Raw genomic sequence first — 21040 nt, forward strand, 5'->3', positions numbered from 1 at the left:
ATTTAAGCTTCACTAAAGCGAATTATGCATTTAATGGTGAATTTTTCCTGCCCCTCGCATAGTCGCTGTCAACACAGGAAATTAAGTTTGGAAGCCATTTTAAAACGCGCCTGATTGACTTCGCCCGGCGTTAACACCCGCGTGCTCGCTTCCTATTGTGGTTCCATCCTGGAACTCCTTTATCCGAAAGGGTTCAATGAAACGCCATTTTAGTCTTTAAGGTCAATCAGATAGGCCTTAGGAAAGCATCAGGAAGATCCGGTTTTTACTGAAATGGGAAATACGTCAATATAGAGTAAAGTGTGTAGGTAATTGCGGCAGGCAGATCCCAGGCACAAAAAAACCACCTTTCGGTGGCTTCTTGTTCGCGCGGTACTTAATGGTGCGAAGGCCGGACTCGAATTACACACCCAACAGACTGATATCAATGTAGTTTATAAGAAGGAATAATTAATTATACCCGCACTTGTACCCACAAGTTAAAATCCGTATAAAAAATAGACATCGCGAGTGGGTATAAAGCCATACCAGTAGAACACTGATATGGCTGTCGAAGCAAGACTCAGGCAGGCAGGAACGTTTTCTTCAGAGATATCAATTCCCATCCACTCAGAACAAAGTCAGATTTGGCTGCGAGTTGGACATTAAACTTACTCTTGCGATGCTAGTTCCCATGGCAAATCTCTGCGTCTATTAACTGGTTTCAGAGTACCCTCGTTTCTCAATTGTTGAGCGGCCCAACGAATGTCATATTGCCACGTATACAACATATCTCCCGAATCTCTAAGCTCAGCCTCGTAGCTGTCCCATACGTACTTTGAAACTTCACGTGGCCAAGCACTACCACCACGTTCCCGAAGACACTCAACGATCCATTGTTTCATGCTCCCCCTTGTTACCGTCATAGCATCAAACCTTAACCAATTGATAGATAGTAATTTCAGCATCTCGGTAAAAACGACCATTAATGCAACACAGCATTATGTGCTCCATATTTTTAAGCATCAAATATTGTAGCCAATCGATACCCCATTAGTGCGATCAGCAGTATGAACAACAAAACCGCTCAAATCTTTCGTTACTTTAGGATGAGGATGGTGCTTACTTCCCGAAGCACAATGTAAAAATTGGGCCGGAGCCAGTAATCCTGCATTTCCACTTCTCCATGAATGCTGAGAGCCGTGATGAGGAACCTGAATTAAACCAAGCTTATCCCAGCGTTGTAGGCCTAAGTGACTCTTAAGATCTGCGATCACGCTACTAGTGAGGGTAATATCGCCGGTGCACAAAGTTGCCAGACGCGAAGTTTGAAATAGAGTATATTGCGGATAAAACAGATAAGTAGGATGAAATGGATAGTTTTGCACTTGGGAGTTACGTATTACCAAAAAATCGCTGACATTATTTCGAGCGGGAGCTGTATACATACAAAGTGATATATTATTTTTTGCCTTACCTGTTTGGCCGAAATGTTTCTCGTAGCAACTCTTCAATGTCTTACGCCATCCCAGAGGCATAGTCGAAGATGGGATATGCAGATTAATGCTTTCGATTGTATTTTGAATATCTGCTTTCACATCAGTAAGAGGCCTGCCTGAATTTTTCGCACACCATTTCCCACCCTTTTTTACAATGAGCCCCAATTCTTTGAAATCTTTCTCTGCATTATAAAAGACAAATTCAAGATCACTCTTATGGGAATAAATAGGGTGATTGTGTCGCACAGTTTTGATCGTTGTCCTACCCAACATAGAGCGTTGGTTAAAAGTAAAGTAGTTCTCGCTAAACGCCCTAGGATCATCGTCCTTTGGGAAATTATCGGAGACAGGACTAGGCCTGTCAGAACCTCCCTGAACGAGTAAAACTTCGTCAACCTGAACATCAAAATCTCTGGATGCTAGCCATTGCAGTGGATTGAGTTGTAAAAGAGCCGTGGAGGAGGAGACCCCTTTTTTTCCAAGAACTGAAATTTCGCGTACGCTTTGGGCCCACTCAGAGAAGGGAAGAACCAACGATTTTACATGGTTATGTTTGAGAAGTGTTTCAACACCATTTACGTGATCATCATCAAAGTGGGAAAGAACCAGCATGTCAATGTAACCGGGCCACCCCTTATGCATGGTGATGTCCCTGAAGATGCGATTAAGAGTTGAGGGACTGGTGGAACCACAGTCATAGACCCAATTAAACTGGTTACCGTCGCTCCAGTTAAAAACAGAACCCGTTTTGAACGTCCCATTACCGACAGAGTGAAAATGTTGAATTACCTTAGTATTATTCATTTTATCTTCCCTTAGCCAATCATGCAAAAATGCCCTTCCCGTTATCGTCTTGAATTGAACCAATCTTCAATTGTTTTTTTTCGTTTGATACAGTCCCGTCCAACTACATCAGTAATACGGTCAAATACTGGTTTACCATGAGGATCAACGATGGTCACTTTAGCGTGCCCGGTAGGTTCCTCTCTGCTACCATCTACCTTCAGGGCACCGAAATCCTGGTTATGAAAACCACATCGCAATATGAAGCGAGCGTGAAAATCAGCTGGTGCCAATGAGTATCCAAGGAAGCGAACTTCACTTGCAGTACTTAAAACAGAAACAGTTTCTTGCCATAAACGCTGAAAAACATCCCCTTCAAACTGTTTTGCATATACTGGAGGGACAATTAATGGCATGTATTCACGCTTTGTAGATTTCGGTGAGCGATAAGGGCGAAAGGCAAATACTTTGTCTTTCCCAGTACCTGTCAGGTCTATTTTTTTCTCATCTTTAATATATTTCCCTGTGCGCATCTCGTACCAGTTTAATGAGCCGTGTGGCTTAATCAGCCTGACACGATCTTTATGTTCACCAAATCCATAACAGCTCGAATCAAGATCCTTCCCAAAGAGAAGCTGATCAAGAACCAGATCCCAATTGAATGAAATTACTTGTGCATTCTCCGCCTTCATTTCTGAAACTAACTGTTTCAGCCATTCTGGAGGTTTTTTTAGGGCTATATCTTTTAATTCATGGAACCATGTTGCCAATTCGAGTAGAAGGTTTTGTCGCTGATCTTGCAGTTTTTCAGATGTGAAGTTTCCTGTTGCTGGTCTACTGGAATCAAATAATTGCTCATTTGCCTGCATTTCTGAAAGCAACTGCTCTATGTTTGGATATGTTTCTTCCAGTGCGGGATTAAAATTTGGATGGTGAAACCGTATAATTTTACTGAGGTCATCTGCAATCTTCTTTTCCTCGAGTCTCCCCCACATTTTTGGTAGGAGATTACCTATTGTTGGAAAGCCTAAACCGGCAGAAAGACCGGCACCGACGACATAAACGATATTGGGACGTTTGTTACTCATTAGGTCCTCGCTGAACAAGCTTCGTTAAAGTCTATGAATTATAACAGAATTATTAATAATAAAAATCATGAAAGAAAAATTACCAGCAGTAAATAAAAAGATTACTTGTTGAACCACACAGGCAATCCTAGAAGCTACACTCTTTGTGAAAGGTAACCTGGATAACAACACATAACCGATTTCCCCTTGAAGTTCGTAAACGTGCTGTTCGCATGGTTCTAGGAAACTAGGTTACCTGACCAGCGTGCGAAACGCAGTTCACTAGATCGTATGAATACTAATAGCGTTAGTTCCATCGCCAGTCGAGTGAGAGGTCTGCCAGTGTAGGTATCTATTCGATGAAGTAGTTCAGGAATGCGATTAAGTTCTAACGCAGCGCGATGCTGTCGCTTAGCTGTAGCAGCCGCTCCAGCGATCTCTTGTGCGGGGTTGTAATCGATTAAACCGCTCTGCACGGCAAATCACATAATTACTGTTGTCCGTTGTTATAGACGCGCCGCCACCTCAAGACCTCCAGATATCTCCACGACTGTAATCGGTGTAAGCAGATCTCTGTTTTTAACTCTGCAATACTTCGCTAACCAATCGCATCGAACAAATTATCTTCCAAACTTTTAAGAACACGGCCACTATACGACTCAGACCACTTTTTGATTGCTAGCGTGCCAGTATCTGGCAACCACTTCAAACGTTATCTCCTCTTGTTCTTGTTCTACCTTAACGGCTTTCTTATTCTCACCGGGATCGACGCCATTAGCTAATAGCTTACGGGCCTCATTCCTGCGTGCCCTGGCATCCGCTAGCGAAACCTCAGGGTATCTCCCCAGAGCTAGCATCTTCTCCTTACCGCCAAAACGATAACGAAGCCGCCAGTATTTGGAGCCGTTAGGGTGAACCAGCAACACCATGCCTTCACCGTCAGTAGGTTGTAGGCTTTTGCTTCAGGCTTTGCCGAACGAACCTTCACATCACTCAGAGCCATGATGAGTATCCTTTCAAGGGTTCTGTGTGGGTACAAACATTATCGAACCGAGATATACCCGCAGTTGTACCCGCATCAGTAAGTTGATGTAGATTAAATCAGGTTGACTTAGGTCGAGTGAAAAAGCGAGGAAAGCCTTGCGGATACTGGATTTCAGGCACAAAAAAAGACGTCCATTGACGTCTATTGATGTTCCGATGGTGCCGAAGGCCGGACTCGAACCGGCACGTATCTCTACGGTTGATTTTGAATCAACTGCGTCTACCGATTTCGCCACTTCGGCACTGAAGTAGTATGCGGAAAACGGGTGAATTATACCTTCCCGCGACCAGCACGCAACACTTATCCGTTGTTCAATGAGTTAAGTGTCGAAAAAACCGCCGCCACGCGCGTTTGCACGCCCCCTCTTCCCGCTGCGCACCCTTCACAACCGCGTTGATGATGAGCATCAGGCTATTGCAACGAGCATCCAGGATCAGGCGCCGCACTCACGCAATACCGTCCGATTCCAGATTCCAGCATCGTTGCGCAGCACAATGATGGTTCATGTGCCGTACGTCATTCACTCTCACTAGCCAGAACCGCTCGCCCAGCTAGCGAAACAAGTTCAGGAGCCCGGCACGCCGCAACCCGCCTCTCCCATCACCACTGTACCACCCAGCGCCTGTCAAAAACAAAATAATCCCCAGCCGCAATGACAACGCTGCAAATAATTGCATAACAATGTGTCAGCCAATAAAGAATGAGGTTGCGTAACATTCCGAGAACACTATTTTTTCATTGGTAAATATCAGACGGGAAATATAAAGAGAGGAATAACGCCATCAAAAAAGAGACGGTATTTTCGGTTGGATAGGCTTCGAACTAAAATCACCAGAAAATAGCGCACATACCTAACAAAATGGCTGGTTAATGCCTAAAAACCAGCTGAGATCGCTTGCCTCTGCGGAGTTAATCGCTTTAAGATGGTGCAAGAAAATTTTCCCTGGTGTTGGCCAATATTGGCAACCTGGCCCTACGCGGTCAGGTTTTTTTTTGTATTTTTTATCAAAACATTACCGGGAAATTGTATCGCCTCAAGGGGTGAGAAACCAGTTAGACTAAAGTACAGTCCCTTACTAGACCTTTATAAGTTCAGATAGGTGATTATTTCATATCGCAGAGTTCGGGGCCGATACGTTATTGCGGCCTTTACGTTAATCGCCTCGGCGCCAACTCAATACCGATTTAACGCCCGTCATTTCCTGAATCGAAAGACGCTGTTCGCCAGCCGATATTTTCTCACTTTAGACGTATCCCGCTGATGAGTTCTGCGCAGTCGTTGCCTCAGTATTCCACGGGCTAGCATGCCCGTCATTCCACCGGTTTAATCAGCCGCAGCTCCATCCCCAAGCGCACGGCATGTCGGGCATTCGTGACCCCCAGCTTTTTGACGACGTTGGACATATGAAACTTGATGGTGCCGGTCTTGATGCCCAGGATCATCGCCGTTTCCTGGTAGGTTTTACCCACGCTGGCCCAATAGAGGATCTCGTTTTCCCTGTCGGTAAAGCGGGCGTTTCTCTCCAGCGCTGCGGCGTTTTTTGCTGACAGTGGGGACAGCGCCAGGTACGACTCATGGATTGAGGCCAGCAATACCGAAATGTCGCCTTTACGCTCGGTGAGCGCCTGGATGGCCGCCATTTTCTGTTCCGCGCTGAAGGCAAAGGAAAGCGTGACGAGGTTGTCGTTGTAATCGTGCAGCACGAAGGTATAGCCGTGCGTCACGCCAAACTCGCGGGCCTGTTCGAACAGTTCGGGAAAGTGCAGCCCTGCGTCGGCCATGATTTGCTCGTCCCAGGCGAAGGGGGTCAGGCGGTTACGGGCGGTAAGCACCACCGGATCAATGTACTGCAACCCCTGCTCTTGATACTTTTTTACCCATTCACTCGGGTAGTTGGTGACGCCAAAGATGCAGGCAATGTCTTTTTTGGATAACACCACATATGCCCACAGGAGATCGCCCAACTCTCCTAGTGCCGCTTCCAGGCGCTTGCCGATAATGTTGCTGAGATTATATTCATCTTCCATTGGCTGCCAGCTCCCTCTCCCTGCATTGCCGCTGAGGTGACTATAGCACGACAAAAACCGCAGGCGGGGGGCATGCCGCACCCACAAAAAAGGCGCGGCCCCGCGGCCACGCCTTTCTTCACTACCGCTTGCTCCGCTACTTGCGTTTGAGCAGCATATACACGCTGATCAGCAGGAACAGCATGCTCGGCAACAACGCGCCCAGCACCGGCGGCATGCTGTACACCAGGCTCAGCGGGCCGAAGATCTGATCCAGCACGTAGAACAGGAAGCCGAAGCTGATGCCGGTCACCACGCGGATGCCCATCGGCACGCTGCGCAGCGGGCCGAAGATGAACGACAGCGCCATCAGCATCATCACCGCCACCGACAGCGGCGAGAAGATTTTGCTCCACATGTTGAGCTGGTAACGGCTGGCTTCCTGGCCGCTCTGCTTCAGGTACTTCACGTAGTTGTGCAGCCCGCTGATGGAGAGCGAATCCGGATCCAGCGCCACTACGCCCAGCTTGTCCGGGGTCAGGTTGGTTTTCCATTCGCCGGTCAGCGTCTGGGTGCCGGTCACCTGTTTCGGGTTGGTCAGATCCGAGGTGTCCACCTGCGAAAGCTGCCACAGGCCGTTCTCGAAGCTGGCGGTGGCGGCATAGCGCACCGTCTCGAGGCGACGCTGATCGTTGAAGTGGTAGATGTTCACGCCGGAGAGTTCTTTATCGCCGGAGACGCGCTCGATGTAGATGAAGTCGTTGCCGTCCTTCGCCCACAGCCCGCTCTTGGTGGAGAGCAGCGAGCCGCCGTACATCTGCTGGGCGCGGTAGTTGCGCGCCATCTGCTCGCCCTGCGGCGCCACCCACTCGCCGATCGCCATGGTCAGCAGCACCAGCGGAATGGCGGTTTTCATCACCGAGCCGGCGATCTGCAGGCGGGTGAAGCCGGAAGCCTGCATCACCACCAGTTCGCTGCGCGTCGCCAGCTGGCCCAGGCCGAGCAGCGCGCCGAGCAGCGCCGCCATCGGGAAGAAGATCTCGATGTCTTTCGGCACGCTCAGCAGGGTGTACATGCCGGCGCTCAGCGCGGTGTATTCGCCCTGGCCGACCTTGCGCAGCTGATCGACGAACTTGATGATGCCGGACAGCGACACCAGCATGAACAGCGTCATGATGATGGTGTTGAAAATCGTTTTACCGATATACCGGTCTAATACGCCAAACATCAGGCCGCTCCTCTCAGGCGTGCGCGCAGCTTGCGCATCGGCACGGTATCCCACAGGTTCAGCGCCAGCGCGATCGCGAAGTAAACGCCGTTAACCAGCCACAGCCACAGCATCGGATCCAGCTTGCCCTTGCCGGCGTTGGAGCGCAGCGAGGTCTGCAGCAGGAAGAAGATCAGATACAGCAGGATGGCCGGCAGCATGCTCAGCACGCGGCCCTGGCGCGGGTTCACCACGCTGAGCGGCACCACCAGCAGCGCCATCAGCGCCACCGACACTACCAGCGTCAGGCGCCAGTGCAGCTCGGCGCGCGCGTCCGGATCGTCGGATTCCCACAGCGTCTGCATCGACATCTGTTCGGATTCGGTGTTGTCCGCCGCCACGGTGCGGTGGCCAATCACCGCCTTGTAGTCGGTGAAGTCGGTAATGCGGAAATCGCGCAGCAGCGCGGTGCCTTCAAAACGGGTGCCCTTGTCGAGCGTCACCACCTGCGAGCCGTCTTTCTGCTGCACGATGTTGCCGTGCTCGGCCACCACCACCGACGGGCGTTGGTTGCCGTTCGGCCGCAGCTGCGCCAGGAACACGTCGTTGAAGGTGCTGCCCTTCACGTTGCCGATAAACAGCACCGCGTTGCCGTCTTGCGAGGGTTTGAACTGCCCTTCCGCCAGCCCGGCGATGCTCGGGTTGGCCTTGGCTTCGTTCACCACCACGTCCTGATAGCGCGAGGCCCAGGGGCCGGCCCAGAACACGTTCACCGCCGCGACCGCAGAGGTGAACAGCGCCAGGATCATGGCGGCGATAATCAGGGTGCGTTTGCCCAGCCCGCAGGCGTGCATGACGGTGATTTCGCTCTCGGTATACAACCGCCCAAGCGTCATCAGCAAGCCGAGAAACAGGCTCAAAGGCAGGATGAGCTGCGCCATCTTCGGCACGCCCAGAGCGAGCAGAGAGAGTACTAAGTTTGTCGGGATATTGCCGTCCACCGCGTCGCCCAACACCCTGACCAGGTTCTGACAAAAGAAGATCAGAAGCAGGATGAACAGGATGGCGATTTGGCTCTTGAGCGTTTCCCGTACCAGATATCTTATGATGATCACGCTTATTACGCCTGTGAAAACTTGTCTTTTTGCAGGAAAATCGATAATTTCATCGCTAATCCGCCATTTATTCTCATCATATGGCAACCTTCACAGCTAAAATAGTATTACAACATCAAGCCGTTTGGGTGTCCTATAGGAACTTGCTTATAGTCGCCAAAACAGAGCAATTTACGCCGTTCAGGTTAACATAATCCGTTAACTCAAATGGCGGGAGATCGTTACGGAGTCGGTTATTCTAGCCGTAGCGTCCGCCTTTGTCTTTAAGATTCAGGAGAGTGCATGGAGTTCAGTGTAAAAAGCGGTAGCCCGGAAAAACAGCGCAGTGCCTGTATTGTAGTCGGCGTTTTCGAACCGCGCCGCCTGTCCCCTATCGCAGAACAACTCGACAAAATCAGTGATGGTTATATCAGCGCATTGCTGCGCCGCGGCGAACTGGAAGGCAAGGTCGGGCAGACGCTGCTACTGCACCATGTGCCCAACATTCTCTCCGAGCGCATCCTGTTGATCGGCTGCGGCAAAGAGCGCGAGCTCGATGAGCGCCAATACAAGCAGGTGATCCAGAAAACCATCAATACCCTCAACGACACCGGCTCGATGGAAGCGGTCTGTTTCCTGACCGAGCTGCACGTGAAAGGCCGCAACACCTACTGGAAAGTGCGTCAGGCGGTGGAAACCGCCAAAGAGACGCTCTACACCTTCGATCAGCTGAAAAGCAACAAGGTGGAGCCGCGTCGTCCGCTGCGCAAAATGGTGTTCAACGTGCCGACCCGCCGTGAGCTCACCAGCGGCGAGCGCGCCATCCAGCACGGCCTGGCGGTGGCTTCCGGCATCAAGGCGGCCAAAGATCTCGGCAACATGCCGCCGAACATCTGTAACGCCGGCTACCTGGCCTCGCAGGCCCGTCAGCTGGCGGACGCCTTCAGCACCAACATCACCACCCGCGTCATCGGCGAACAGCAGATGAAAGAGCTGGGCATGAACGCCTATCTGGCGGTCGGCGCCGGTTCGCAGAACGAATCATTGATGTCGGTGATGGAATATAAGGGCAACCCAAATCCGGACGCTAAGCCGATCGTGCTGGTAGGCAAAGGGCTGACCTTCGACTCCGGCGGCATCTCGATCAAACCGGCCGACGGCATGGACGAGATGAAATACGACATGTGCGGCGCGGCGACCGTGTACGGCGTGATGCGCGTGGTGGCGGAGCTGAATCTGCCGCTGAACGTGATCGGCGTGCTGGCCGGCTGTGAAAACATGCCGGGCGGCCGGGCGTATCGTCCGGGCGACGTGCTGACCACCATGTCCGGCCAGACCGTCGAGGTGCTCAACACCGACGCCGAAGGCCGCCTGGTGCTGTGCGACACCCTGACCTACGTCGAGCGCTTTGAGCCGGAGCTGGTGATCGACATCGCCACCCTGACCGGCGCCTGCGTGATCGCCTTGGGCCACCACATCACCGGCCTGATGTCGAACCACAATCCGCTGGCGCACGAGCTGCTGGGCGCTTCCGAGCAGGCCGGCGACCGCGCCTGGCGCCTGCCGATGGCCGACGAGTACTACGAGCAGCTGGACTCCAACTTCGCCGACATGGCGAACATCGGTGGCCGCCCTGGCGGCGCCATCACCGCCGCCTGCTTCCTGTCGCGCTTCACCCGCAAGTACACCTGGGCGCACCTGGATATCGCCGGCACCGCCTGGCGCTCCGGTAAAGCCAAGGGCGCGACCGGCCGCCCGGTGGCGCTGCTGTCGCAGTTCTTGCTCAACCGTGCAGGCCTGAACGGCGACGATTAAATCTGAGCGGTAATTCAGGTATAATCCCAAGGGGCACAGCATGCTGTGCCCCTACATTTTTTTATCGGCAGCGGTGGATCCTTAATGAAACAGGCGACGTTTTATTTGCTCGACAACGCGGAACCGTCAGGCGCGCTCAGCGCCCATGAGGCCGTGGCCTGCGCCGTTGCCGCCGAACGCTGGCGTTCCGGCAAGCGGGTGCTGATCGCCTGCGAGAGCCAGGAGCAGGCCCAGCGGCTGGACGAAGCGCTGTGGCAGCGCGAGCCGCATGAATTCGTGCCGCACAACCTGGCCGGCGAAGGGCCGCACTACGGCGCGCCGGTGGAACTGTGCTGGCCCGGCAAGCGCGGCAACGCCCCGCGCGATCTGCTGATCGCCCTGCTGCCGCAGTTTGCCGACTTTGCTACCGCTTTCCATGAAGTGGTAGACTTCGTTCCTTACGAAGACACTCTGAAACAGTTGGCGCGCGACCGTTACAAGGCCTATCGCAGCGTCGGCTTCCATTTGACCACGGCTACGCCGCCAACTCACTGAATACGATAAAGAATGGAAAAGACAAACAGTCAGCTCGACACCGCATACGACCCAAAACAGATCGAACAGAAGCTGTACGATCACTGGGAGAGTCAGGGTTACTTCAAGCCGAACGGCGACACCAGCCAGGAAAGCTTCTGCATCATGATCCCGCCGCCGAACGTCACCGGCAGCCTGCACATGGGCCACGCGTTCCAGCAGACCATCATGGACACCATGATTCGCTATCAACGCATGCAGGGTAAAAACACCCTGTGGCAGGCGGGCACCGACCACGCCGGCATCGCCACCCAGATGGTGGTGGAGCGCAAGATCGCCGCGGAAGAAGGCAAAACCCGCCACGACTACGGCCGTGACGCGTTCATCGACAAGATCTGGCAGTGGAAGGCGGAATCCGGCGGCACCATCACCCGCCAGATGCGCCGTCTGGGCAACTCCGTGGACTGGGAGCGCGAGCGCTTCACCATGGACGAAGGCCTGTCGAACGCGGTGCGCGAAGTGTTTGTCCGTCTGCACAAAGAAGATCTGATCTACCGCGGCAAGCGCCTGGTGAACTGGGATCCGAAGCTGCGCACCGCCATCTCCGATCTGGAAGTGGAAAACCGCGAATCCAAAGGCTCGATGTGGCACCTGCGCTATCCGCTGGCCGACGGCGCGAAAACCGCCGAGGGCAAAGACTACCTGGTGGTCGCCACCACCCGTCCGGAAACCGTGCTGGGCGATACCGGCGTGGCGGTCAACCCGGAAGATCCGCGCTATAAAGACCTGATCGGCAAAGAGATCATTCTGCCGCTGGTCGGCCGCCGCATCCGCATCGTCGGCGACGAACACGCCGATATGGAAAAAGGCACCGGCTGCGTGAAGATCACCCCGGCGCACGATTTCAACGACTACGAAGTCGGCAAACGCCACGGCCTGCCGATGATCAACATTCTGACCTTCGACGGCGACATCCGTCAGGAAGCTGAAGTGTTCAACACCCTGGGCGAAGTCTGCACCGACTACTGCAGCGAGATCCCGGCCGAGTTCCGCGGCCTGGAGCGCTTCGCGGCGCGTAAAGCGGTGGTCGCCGCCTTCGAAAATCTGGGCCTGCTGGACGAGATCAAACCGCACGACCTGACGGTGCCTTACGGCGACCGCGGCGGCGTGGTGATCGAGCCGATGCTGACCGACCAATGGTACGTGCGCACCGCGCCGCTGGCCAAAGTGGCGGTGGAAGCGGTCGAACAGGGCCAAATCGAGTTCGTGCCGAAGCAGTACGAAAACATGTACTTCAGCTGGATGCGCGACATTCAGGACTGGTGCATCTCGCGTCAGCTGTGGTGGGGCCACCGCATCCCGGCCTGGTACGACGTGAACGGCAAAGTCTATGTGGGCCGCAGCGAAGAAGAAGTGCGCAGCGAGAACAACCTGGGCGCCGACGTGGCGCTGACCCAGGACGAAGACGTGCTGGACACCTGGTTCTCGTCCGGCCTGTGGACCTTCTCCACCCTGGGCTGGCCGGAGCAGACCGACGCGCTGAAAACCTTCCACCCGACCAGCGTGATGGTCAGCGGCTTCGACATCATCTTCTTCTGGATCGCGCGCATGATCATGCTGACCATGCACTTCATCAAGGATGAAAACGGCAAGCCGCAGGTGCCGTTCAAGACCGTCTACATGACCGGTCTTATCCGCGACGACGAAGGCCAGAAGATGTCCAAATCCAAAGGCAACGTGATCGATCCGCTGGACATGGTCGACGGCATCTCGCTGGAAGACCTGCTGGAAAAACGCACCGGCAATATGATGCAGCCGCAGCTGGCGGAGAAAATCCGCAAGCGCACCGAGAAGCAGTTCCCGAACGGCATCGAGCCGCACGGCACCGACGCCCTGCGCTTCACCCTAGCGGCGCTGGCCTCGACCGGCCGCGACATCAACTGGGACATGAAGCGCCTGGAAGGCTACCGCAACTTCTGTAACAAGCTGTGGAACGCCAGCCGCTTCGTGCTGATGAACACCGAGGCGCACGACTGCGGCTTCAACGGCGGCGAGAAAGTGCTGTCGCTGGCGGATCGCTGGATCCTGGCCGAATTCAACCGCACGGTGAAAGCCTACCGTGAAGCGCTGGATACCTACCGCTTCGATCTGGCGGCCAACATCCTGTACGAATTCACCTGGAACCAGTTCTGCGACTGGTATCTGGAGCTGACCAAGCCTGTGGTGAGCAACGGCAGCGAAGCGGAACAGCGCGGCACCCGCCACACGCTGATCACCGTGCTGGAAGCGCTGCTGCGCCTGGCGCACCCGATCATTCCGTTCATCACCGAAACCATCTGGCAGCGCGTGAAGCCGCTGACCGGCACGGCCGCAGACACCATCATGCTGCAGCCGTTCCCGGCCTACGACGCCGCGCTGGAAGACGAGCAGGCGCTGAACGATCTGGAGTGGATCAAGCAAACCATCATCGCCGTGCGCAACATCCGCGCCGAGATGAACATCGCGCCAAGCAAAGCGCTCGACGTACTGCTGCGCAACTGCAGCGCCGATGCCCAGCGCCGCGTGCAGGAGAACCAAAACTTTATCGCCCGCCTGGCGCGCCTGGGATCCATCGCGCTGCTGCCGGCCGGTGAGAAAGGCCCGGTTTCCGTCACTAAGCTGGTGGACGGCGCCGAGTTGCTGATCCCGATGGCCGGTTTCATCGACAAGGACGCCGAGATCGCGCGTCTGGCCAAAGAGATGGGCAAACTGGATGCGGAAATCGCTTCGATCGAAGGCAAGCTGGCGAACGAAGGCTTCGTGGCGCGCGCGCCGGAAGCGGTGGTCGCCAAAGAACGCGATCGCCTGGCGGCCTGCAAAGAAGGCAAAGTGAAGCTGCAGGAACAGCAGGCGACCATCGCCGCGCTGTAATCCACCGGCTCACGCCAACGCCTGAAAACAGCGGGGTCTTCCCCGCTGTTTTTTTATCGCCGTTGCATCCGGGCCGGGTTAGATGTTATTACAAGATATTACTGCTGCAGGGACGCCGCCGGGAAATAACCCCCGGCGCGTTTCGTGCTGCGATAAAAACGAAAAACGAACGTGGTCTCTTTCAATGGCGAGTGTAAACATGACAACAGCAACCCCGGCGCGCCTGCTGGTGCGCCCCATCACGGCGGAAGACAATGCCGCCATTGCTCACGTCATTCGCGAAGTCTCCGCCGAGCACGGCCTGACGGCGGATAAAGGCTATACCGTCTCCGATCCCAACCTGGATGCCCTGTATCAGCTCTATAGCCTGCCGCGCAGCGCTTACTGGGTGATCGAGGTGGACGGCCAGGTCGCCGGCGGCGGCGGCATCGCGCCGCTGCAGGGCGGCACAGACGATATTTGCGAATTGCAGAAGATGTATTTCCTGCCGGTGTTGCGCGGCAAGGGATTGGCGAAACGCCTGGCGCTGCAGGCGCTGGATTTCGCCCGCCAGCACGGCTTCCGCTGTTGTTATCTCGAAACCACCGCCAGCCTGACGCAGGCCGTCGCGCTGTACGAACACCTGGGCTTTGAACACATCGACCACGCGATGGGCGCCACCGGCCATGTCGATTGTGAAGTCACCATGCTGAAAACGCTGTAATCCTCCCCTGCCTCTTCATCAGGGCGCAGCTTGCTGCGCCTTTTTTATTAATATCGCAATCAATCAGTAAAACTCGCTATAACGCCGTTTTTCAAGCAGATAAACTTACGTTTAAAACCACGATGTAAATTTAATGTGAAGTTCGTTAATAAATTAACGATCGCAAATTGACCGCTTTTTCCCCCGCGTTACTCTGCCAGTATCCCAATCGCGCACGGAGAGCTGTCATGTCGGAAAATACCTTTGATTACATCATCGTCGGTGCCGGTTCCGCCGGCTGCGTGCTGGCGGCGCAGCTGATCCGCCGCACCCAGGCGCGGGTGCTGCTGCTGGAAGCCGGCGGCGACGACAATAACCTGTTTATCAAGATGCCGGCCGGGGTGGCCAAAATCATCGCCAAAAAGAGCTGGCCTTATGAGACGGAACCGGAACCGCACGCCAATAACCGCCGCATGCAGATCGCGCAGGGCAAGGTGCTGGGCGGCAGCAGTTCGGTCAACGGCATGATCTACCTGCGCGGCCAGCCGCAGGACTACGACGACTGGGCCGAACGCTACGGCTGCGCCGGCTGGAGCTACCGCGAGGTGCTGCCCTACTTCAAGCGCGCCGAGGCCAACGAAAGCCTGTCGGACGACTACCACGGCGCCGACGGGCTGCTGCCGGTCAGCGAAAACCGCTATCGCCACCCGCTCAGCATGGCGTTTATCCGCGCCGGCCAGGAGCTGAACCTGCCCTATCGCAACGACTTCAACGGCGACAGCCAGCACGGCGTCGGTTTCTACCAAACCACCACCCACAACGGCGAACGCGCCAGCACCGCCCGCACCTACCTGAAGGCGGTGCGCGACGAACGGCGGCTGGTGGTGAAACTGAACGCCCTGGCGCATCGGCTGACCTTCGAGGGCAACGTCGCCACCGGCGTGGTCTACAGCCAGAACGGAGGCGCCGAAGTGACCGCGCGCGCCACCAAAGAGGTGATCGTCAGCGCCGGCGCGGTCGGTTCGCCGAAGCTGCTGATGCTGTCCGGCATCGGCCCGCGCGACCACCTGCAGCAGCTGGGCATCGAGGTGCGGGCGGATCTGCCGGTGGGCAAAAACTTCCACGACCATCTGCATATGTCGATCAACGTCAGCACCCGCGAGCCGATCAGCCTGTTCGGCGCCGATCGCGGCCTGCAGGCGCTGAGCCACGGCGCGCAGTGGCTGGCGTTTCGCAGCGGGGTGCTCTCATCCAACGTGCTGGAAGGCGCCGCCTTCACCGACAGCCAGGGCGACGGCCGGCCGGACGTGCAGATCCACTTTCTGCCGCTGCTGGACAGCTGGGACGACGTGCCCGGCGAGCCGCTGCCGAACATTCACGGCTTCACGCTCAAGGTCGGCTACCTGCAGCCGAAGGCGCGCGGCGAAGTGCAGCTGCGCAGCAGCAACCCGCGCGATCCGGTCAAGCTGCACGCCAACTACCTCGGCCACCCGGACGATCTGGCCGGCAGCGTGCGCGCGGTGAAGTTCGGCCTGGATTTCCTGCAAACCGCGGCGCTGAAGCCGCTGATCAAAGATCTGCTGATGCCGCAGCCGGAGTGGACGCGCGATGAAGCGCAGCTGGAAGAATTCGTGCGCAACTTCTGCAAGACGGTGTATCACCCGGTGGGCAGTTGCCGCATGGGGCCGTCGCCACAGGACGCGGTGACCGATCCGCAGCTGCGGGTGCACGGTTTTGAACGGCTGCGGGTGATCGACTGCTCGGTGATGCCGCAGCTCACCAGCGGCAACACCAATGCGCCGACCATCATGCTGGCGGAAAAAGCGGTAGATTTGTTGCTGGGCGCGCCGCAGTAAGGGCGCGCCTCAACGTCAGGCGGCGGCGGGCACGCCGCTGTGGAAGCGCAGCTCGCTGTCCGGCGACAGGATCAGCTCAGCTTCGAGGCGGCCGAAATGCGCCACCCGTTCGCTGATGTCGCCGCCGGCGATCTGCTCGGCCAATGTCAGGTAGTCCTGGTAATGCCGCGCTTCGGATCGCAGCAGCGAAACGTAAAAGCGGTTCAACTCGTCGTCCAGGTGCGGCGCCAGCTTGGCGAAGCGTTCGCAGGATCGCGCTTCGATGTAGGCGCCGCAGATCAGTTTATCGATCAGCGTCGCCGGATCGTGGGTGCGGATCTCGCGGATCATGCCCTTGGCGTAGCGGCTGGCGGTGATCTTGCGATACGGGATCCCGCGCGCCTGCATGATCTCCAGCACCTGCGAGAAGTGATGCAGCTCTTCCTTGATCAACAGCACCATGCGATCCGCCAGATCCTGGCCGTAGGCCGAGCCGTTTTTCGGCAGGATCTTGCGGGTGAACTGGCCCTGGCGGAACAGCGTGTCCGGCGCGCCCTGCGCTTCGTGCAGAAACGCCTCGTAGGGCCGCAGCAGCGCCAACAGCGCGTCGCCGCTCTCTTTGTCCGCCACGTAACGGCGGATCAGCCACATGCCGGTCTGCGCGGCCTTCAGCTCGCACACCAGGTGGTCGGTCAGCAACAGCTGCAGGTTTTCCGGACGGCGCGCGGCGTCGATCCAGGCATCGGGAGTTTCACAGTGCAGGAAGCTTAAAATCGGGGCTAACAGGGATTGGTATGTCATCGGCTTCATTGCCCTATGTATTTCAAGTTGCAGCTAGGCGGCCAGCTCACTCATCCCCAGGAGCTTACTCAGGTAAGTGACTGGGGTGAGAGAGTGCAGCCAACAACGCTGCAGCTTGAAAGACGACGGGGATATCAGGGGCCGGCGAGAGCCGGCCCACAGGCATTAATAGGAAAGGAATTAGTGGCGTTTGCCGTCGTCGTCTTCGTCGATGTAGTCGCCGTCTTCGTCATCCTCACCGTCTTCACCGTTCGGATCTTCGAAGTAGGTGCCCCAGCCGTCGTAGTTGACGCCGCAGCGTTCCGCCAGCGCCACCAGCTGCTCGACCTGGGCGTCGATCAGTTCGGCATTCAGGCCGACTTCGCTGATCACGTCGCAGCACATCACCAGCGAACCGTCTTCCACTTCCAGCTCTTCGGCGTCGGTCACTTCGTAGCCCAACTTGAAGGCTTCAACGGCGGCCTGCTCCAGAACCTCAAATTTCTCGGCGGACAGATGGTGCTCGATGGTGTAGAGCGCGTCCGGATCGCTGCCGTCTTCCAGCAGTTCTTCGATGATCAGGCGGGTCTCTTCACGTTGTTCTTCCAGCAATTCGCGGTTTGCCATGCCTATATCCTCAAGTCAAATGGCCTTCATTCCTTCTATTTTCACACACCGCCGACATTGCTTCCACGATAAACGTGAAAGATTTCCTCGTCGGGGTTGAAATTGAATATTCATACATATAAAGTGAATTTTAATTCAATTAAACAATCAGGGAATCGGACTATGAGCACCGGCAATGCGTTCTACCAACGTCACTTTCTGAGGTTAATGGATTTCACCCCCGCCGAACTGCAGGCGCTGCTGAAGCTGGCGGCCGATCTGAAACAGGCCAAAAAGCAGGGGCGGGAACCGCGCCGGCTGCAGGGCAAAAACATTGCGCTCATCTTCGAAAAAGACTCGACCCGCACGCGATGCTCTTTCGAAGTTGCCGCATTCGATCAGGGCGCGCAGGTGACCTATCTCGGCCCAAGCGGCAGCCAGATCGGCCATAAAGAGTCGATGAAAGACACCGCCCGTGTGCTGGGCCGCCTGTACGACGGCATTCAGTATCGCGGCTACGGCCAGGCGCTGGTGGAAACCCTGGCGGAACATGCCGGCGTGCCGGTGTGGAACGGCCTGACCGACGAGTTCCACCCTACCCAATTGCTGGCGGATCTGCTCACCGTGCAGGAACACCTGCCGGGCAAGGCGCTGAGTGAAGTGAAGCTGGCGTACGTCGGCGACGCGCGTAACAACATGGGCAACACGCTGCTGGAAGCCGCCGCGCTGGCGGGCATGGATCTGCGGCTGGTGGCGCCGAAGGCCTGCTGGCCGCAGCCGGAGCTGGTGGCCGAATGCCAGGCGCTGGCGCAGCAAACCGGCGCGAAACTCACCCTGACCGAAGACATCGCCGAAGGGGTGCAAGACGCCGACTTCCTCTACACCGACGTGTGGGTGTCGATGGGCGAACCGAAAGAAACCTGGCAAGAGCGTATCGCGCTGCTGCGGCCGTATCAGGTCAACATGGCGATGCTGAAACTGACCGGCAACCCGAACGTGAAGTTCCTGCACTGCCTGCCGGCGTTCCACGACGACCAAACCACGCTCGGCAAGCAGATGGCGCAGCAGTACGATCTGCACGGCGGCATGGAAGTGACCGACGAGGTGTTCGAGTCAGCGCACAGCGTGGTGTTCGATCAGGCGGAAAACCGGCTGCATACCATCAAGGCGGTGCTGGTCGCCACGCTGAGCGAAACCCTCTGACAATCCTCCTCCTCCGCCCTGGCGCCCCCGGCCAGGGCGGCTAATATATTCCAGGAATATCAAATAGCGCATTGACCTTTGCCCGCCGCCGGCAAAGGTTCTACCGTGACAGGCCGACGGCGCCCGCGCCGTAAAAACCAACGATAACAAACCGTTCTCAGCGCCACCTTGTGGCGCCTTCAGGGGATATACACCGATGAAAGCCAAACTCTTGCCGCTGTTCCTGCTCGCCGCCCTGCCTGCCGCCGTGTTAGCCGCCACGCCGCCGAATACGCTGGTGGTGGTGCAATCGCTGGATGACATCGTCAGCCTCGATCCGGCGGAAGCCAACGAACTCTCCAGCATCCAGACGGTGCCCAGCCTGTACCAGCGCTTGGTGCAGGCGGATCGCGACGATCCGGCCAAGGTGGCGCCGGTGCTGGCGGAAAGCTGGCAGAGCGATGCGGCGGCCAAAACGCTGACGGTGAAGCTGCGGCCGCAGGCGGCGTTCGCCTCCGGCAACCCGCTGACCGCCGACGACGTGATCTTCTCCTACAGCCGCGCGGTGAAAATGAACAAGTCGCCGGCGTTCATCCTCAACGTGCTCGGCTGGCAGCCGGACAACATCGACGCGCAGCTCAAGAAGATCGACGAACATACCGTGCAGCTGCGCTGGACGGCGGACGTCAGTCCGGCGGTGGCGCTGAATATCCTCTCGACGCCGATCGCCTCGATCGTCGACAGCAAAGCGGCGCTGGCCAACGTCAAAGACGGCGACTTCGGCAACGCCTGGCTGAAGATGCACTCCGCCGGCAGCGGCCCGTTCAAGATGCGCGTCTATCAGCCGCACCAGGCGATCGTGCTGGACGCCAACCCCACCTCGCCGGGCGACAAGCCGCAGCTGAAAAACATCATCATTAAAAACGTGCCGGATCCGGCCACCCGCCGCCTGCTGCTCCAGCAGGGCGACGCCGATATCGCCCGCGAACTGGGCGCCGACCAGACCGACACGCTGAAGAACCAGCCGGGCGTCAAGGTGCTGGAGATCCCGTCCGCCGAGCAAAACTATCTGGTGTTCAACACCGGCAACGGCGCCAATCCGCTGCTGAACAACCCGGCCTTCTGGGAAGCGGCGCGCTACTTGGTGGATTATCAGGGCATCACGAAGGATCTGCTGAAGGGCCAATACTTCGTGCACCAGAGCTTCCTGCCGGTCGGGCTGCCGGGCGCGCTGGAGACCAACCCGTTCAGCTACGATCCGGCCAAGGCGAAAGCCATCCTGGCCAAGGCGGGCATCACCCACGCCGCCTTTACGCTGGACGTGGAGAACAAACCGCCGTTCATCACCATCGCGCAGGCGCTGCAGGGCAGCTTCGCCGCCGCCGGCGTGAAGATCGAGCTGCTGCCGGCCGCGGGCAGCCAGGTTTACTCGCGCGTGCGCGCCAGACAGCATCAGGCGGCGATCCGGCTGTGGATCCCGGATTACTTCGACGCCCACTCCAACGCCAGCGCCTTCGCTTACAACGACGGCAAGAGCAGCACGGTGGCCGGGCTGAACGGCTGGCAGATCCCGCAGTTGAATAAGCAGACGCTGGCGGCGCTGGCCGAAGCCGATCCGGCCAAGCGCCGCGCGCTGTACACCGCCATGCAGCAGGAGCTGCAGCGCAGTTCGCCGTACGTGTTTATCGATCAGGCTAAAACCGAAGTGGTGCTGCGCGACAACGTCAAAGGCTATCAACAAGGGTTGAACGCCGACATGGTCTACTACGATCGCGTCAGCAAATAGCCGGCGAGCGGCCATCGCCGGCCAATCGATTGCGGGGCGGCAAAAAACGGCGTTTTAACGCTTGCAGTGGCGAAAAGCGCGAGTATAATGCGCCACAATTTGCCAGGAGAAAGCATGAAAAACGACGTTTGTTTTGTTAGCCGCAATCGACAAAACCGACTGCCTATCGGCGGCCAGCTGCCGTTGTTTCTCCTGTTGCTAAACCGATCTTTTCAAGCCCCTCATTGAGGGGCTTTTTTTTGCCTTAAAA

General features: G+C 56.6%; 14 protein-coding genes, 1 tRNA gene and 1 pseudogene. 7 read left to right on the plus strand and 9 right to left on the minus strand.

Annotated elements, in window-relative coordinates:
* Positions 1–1004: 1004 nt before the first annotated feature.
* The 7 genes and pseudogenes from ACJ8PL_RS16860 to lptF all read right to left on the minus strand — a co-directional run bounded on the left by ACJ8PL_RS16860 (position 1005) and on the right by lptF (position 8702).
* The gene (locus tag ACJ8PL_RS16860; RefSeq protein ID WP_306376575.1) at positions 1005–2282 is read right to left on the minus strand and encodes an MBL fold metallo-hydrolase; all 1278 of its coding nucleotides are present in this window, start codon (positions 2280–2282) and stop codon (positions 1005–1007) included.
* 41 nt (positions 2283–2323) lie between these two features.
* Entirely contained in the window at positions 2324–3349 is a 1026-nt protein-coding gene (locus ACJ8PL_RS16865; RefSeq protein ID WP_306376574.1) for a hypothetical protein, read from the minus strand.
* A 236-nt stretch (positions 3350–3585) separates the two neighbouring features.
* Positions 3586–4331, minus strand: a pseudogene (locus ACJ8PL_RS16870) (tyrosine-type recombinase/integrase); the annotation flags it as partial.
* 198 nt (positions 4332–4529) lie between these two features.
* A tRNA-Leu gene (locus ACJ8PL_RS16875) sits at positions 4530–4614 on the minus strand.
* Between the two features lie 1070 nt (positions 4615–5684).
* Positions 5685–6401, minus strand: a complete 717-nt coding sequence (locus ACJ8PL_RS16880) for a helix-turn-helix transcriptional regulator (protein WP_242141285.1) — start codon at positions 6399–6401, stop codon at positions 5685–5687.
* Between the two features lie 136 nt (positions 6402–6537).
* The gene (gene lptG, locus ACJ8PL_RS16885) at positions 6538–7608 is read right to left on the minus strand and encodes an LPS export ABC transporter permease LptG (protein ID WP_004933350.1); all 1071 of its coding nucleotides are present in this window, start codon (positions 7606–7608) and stop codon (positions 6538–6540) included.
* Entirely contained in the window at positions 7608–8702 is a 1095-nt protein-coding gene (gene lptF, locus ACJ8PL_RS16890; protein WP_016929274.1) for an LPS export ABC transporter permease LptF, read from the minus strand. The genes lptG and lptF overlap by 1 nt, the downstream gene beginning before the upstream one ends.
* 282 nt (positions 8703–8984) lie before the next feature.
* Here lptF and pepA point away from each other — a divergent pair, with 282 nt between their 5' ends.
* From pepA to ACJ8PL_RS16915, 5 genes are all read left to right on the plus strand, one after another.
* The gene (gene pepA / locus ACJ8PL_RS16895; RefSeq protein WP_004933352.1) at positions 8985–10496 is read left to right on the plus strand and encodes a leucyl aminopeptidase; all 1512 of its coding nucleotides are present in this window, start codon (positions 8985–8987) and stop codon (positions 10494–10496) included.
* An 84-nt stretch (positions 10497–10580) separates the two neighbouring features.
* Positions 10581–11030 (plus strand): DNA polymerase III subunit chi, encoded by a 450-nt coding sequence (locus tag ACJ8PL_RS16900; protein WP_016929275.1) that lies wholly within the window; start codon positions 10581–10583, stop codon positions 11028–11030.
* Positions 11031–11042: 12 nt separating this feature from the next.
* Positions 11043–13919: a valine--tRNA ligase gene (locus tag ACJ8PL_RS16905; RefSeq protein ID WP_442531296.1), complete on the plus strand. Its 2877-nt coding sequence runs from the start codon at positions 11043–11045 to the stop codon at positions 13917–13919.
* A gap of 199 nt (positions 13920–14118) precedes the next feature.
* Positions 14119–14622: a GNAT family N-acetyltransferase gene (locus tag ACJ8PL_RS16910; RefSeq protein ID WP_442531297.1), complete on the plus strand. Its 504-nt coding sequence runs from the start codon at positions 14119–14121 to the stop codon at positions 14620–14622.
* A gap of 227 nt (positions 14623–14849) precedes the next feature.
* Positions 14850–16457, plus strand: coding sequence for a GMC family oxidoreductase (locus tag ACJ8PL_RS16915; RefSeq protein WP_016929278.1), 1608 nt, complete (start codon positions 14850–14852; stop codon positions 16455–16457).
* Between the two features lie 15 nt (positions 16458–16472).
* Here the strand turns inward: ACJ8PL_RS16915 and miaE are convergent, their stop codons facing one another.
* Positions 16473–17237, minus strand: coding sequence for a tRNA isopentenyl-2-thiomethyl-A-37 hydroxylase MiaE (gene miaE / locus ACJ8PL_RS16920; RefSeq protein ID WP_015376459.1), 765 nt, complete (start codon positions 17235–17237; stop codon positions 16473–16475).
* A 180-nt stretch (positions 17238–17417) separates the two neighbouring features.
* Positions 17418–17843 carry a ribonuclease E inhibitor RraB gene (gene rraB / locus ACJ8PL_RS16925; RefSeq protein WP_004933365.1) on the minus strand — a complete coding sequence of 142 codons (426 nt, stop codon included), beginning with the start codon at positions 17841–17843 and terminating at the stop codon, positions 17418–17420.
* 162 nt (positions 17844–18005) lie between these two features.
* Here rraB and argF point away from each other — a divergent pair, with 162 nt between their 5' ends.
* Positions 18006–19025 (plus strand): ornithine carbamoyltransferase, encoded by a 1020-nt coding sequence (gene argF / locus ACJ8PL_RS16930; RefSeq protein ID WP_048795039.1) that lies wholly within the window; start codon positions 18006–18008, stop codon positions 19023–19025.
* Between the two features lie 196 nt (positions 19026–19221).
* A complete protein-coding gene (locus tag ACJ8PL_RS16935; protein WP_261420084.1) occupies positions 19222–20790 on the plus strand; it encodes an ABC transporter substrate-binding protein in 1569 nt (522 codons plus the stop codon).
* The last annotated feature ends 250 nt before the right edge of the window (positions 20791–21040 follow it).

Origin of the sequence: Serratia sp. CY83965, assembly GCF_052166375.1 — a bacterium.
GTDB classification, from domain to species: Bacteria; Pseudomonadota; Gammaproteobacteria; order Enterobacterales; family Enterobacteriaceae; genus Serratia; species Serratia marcescens.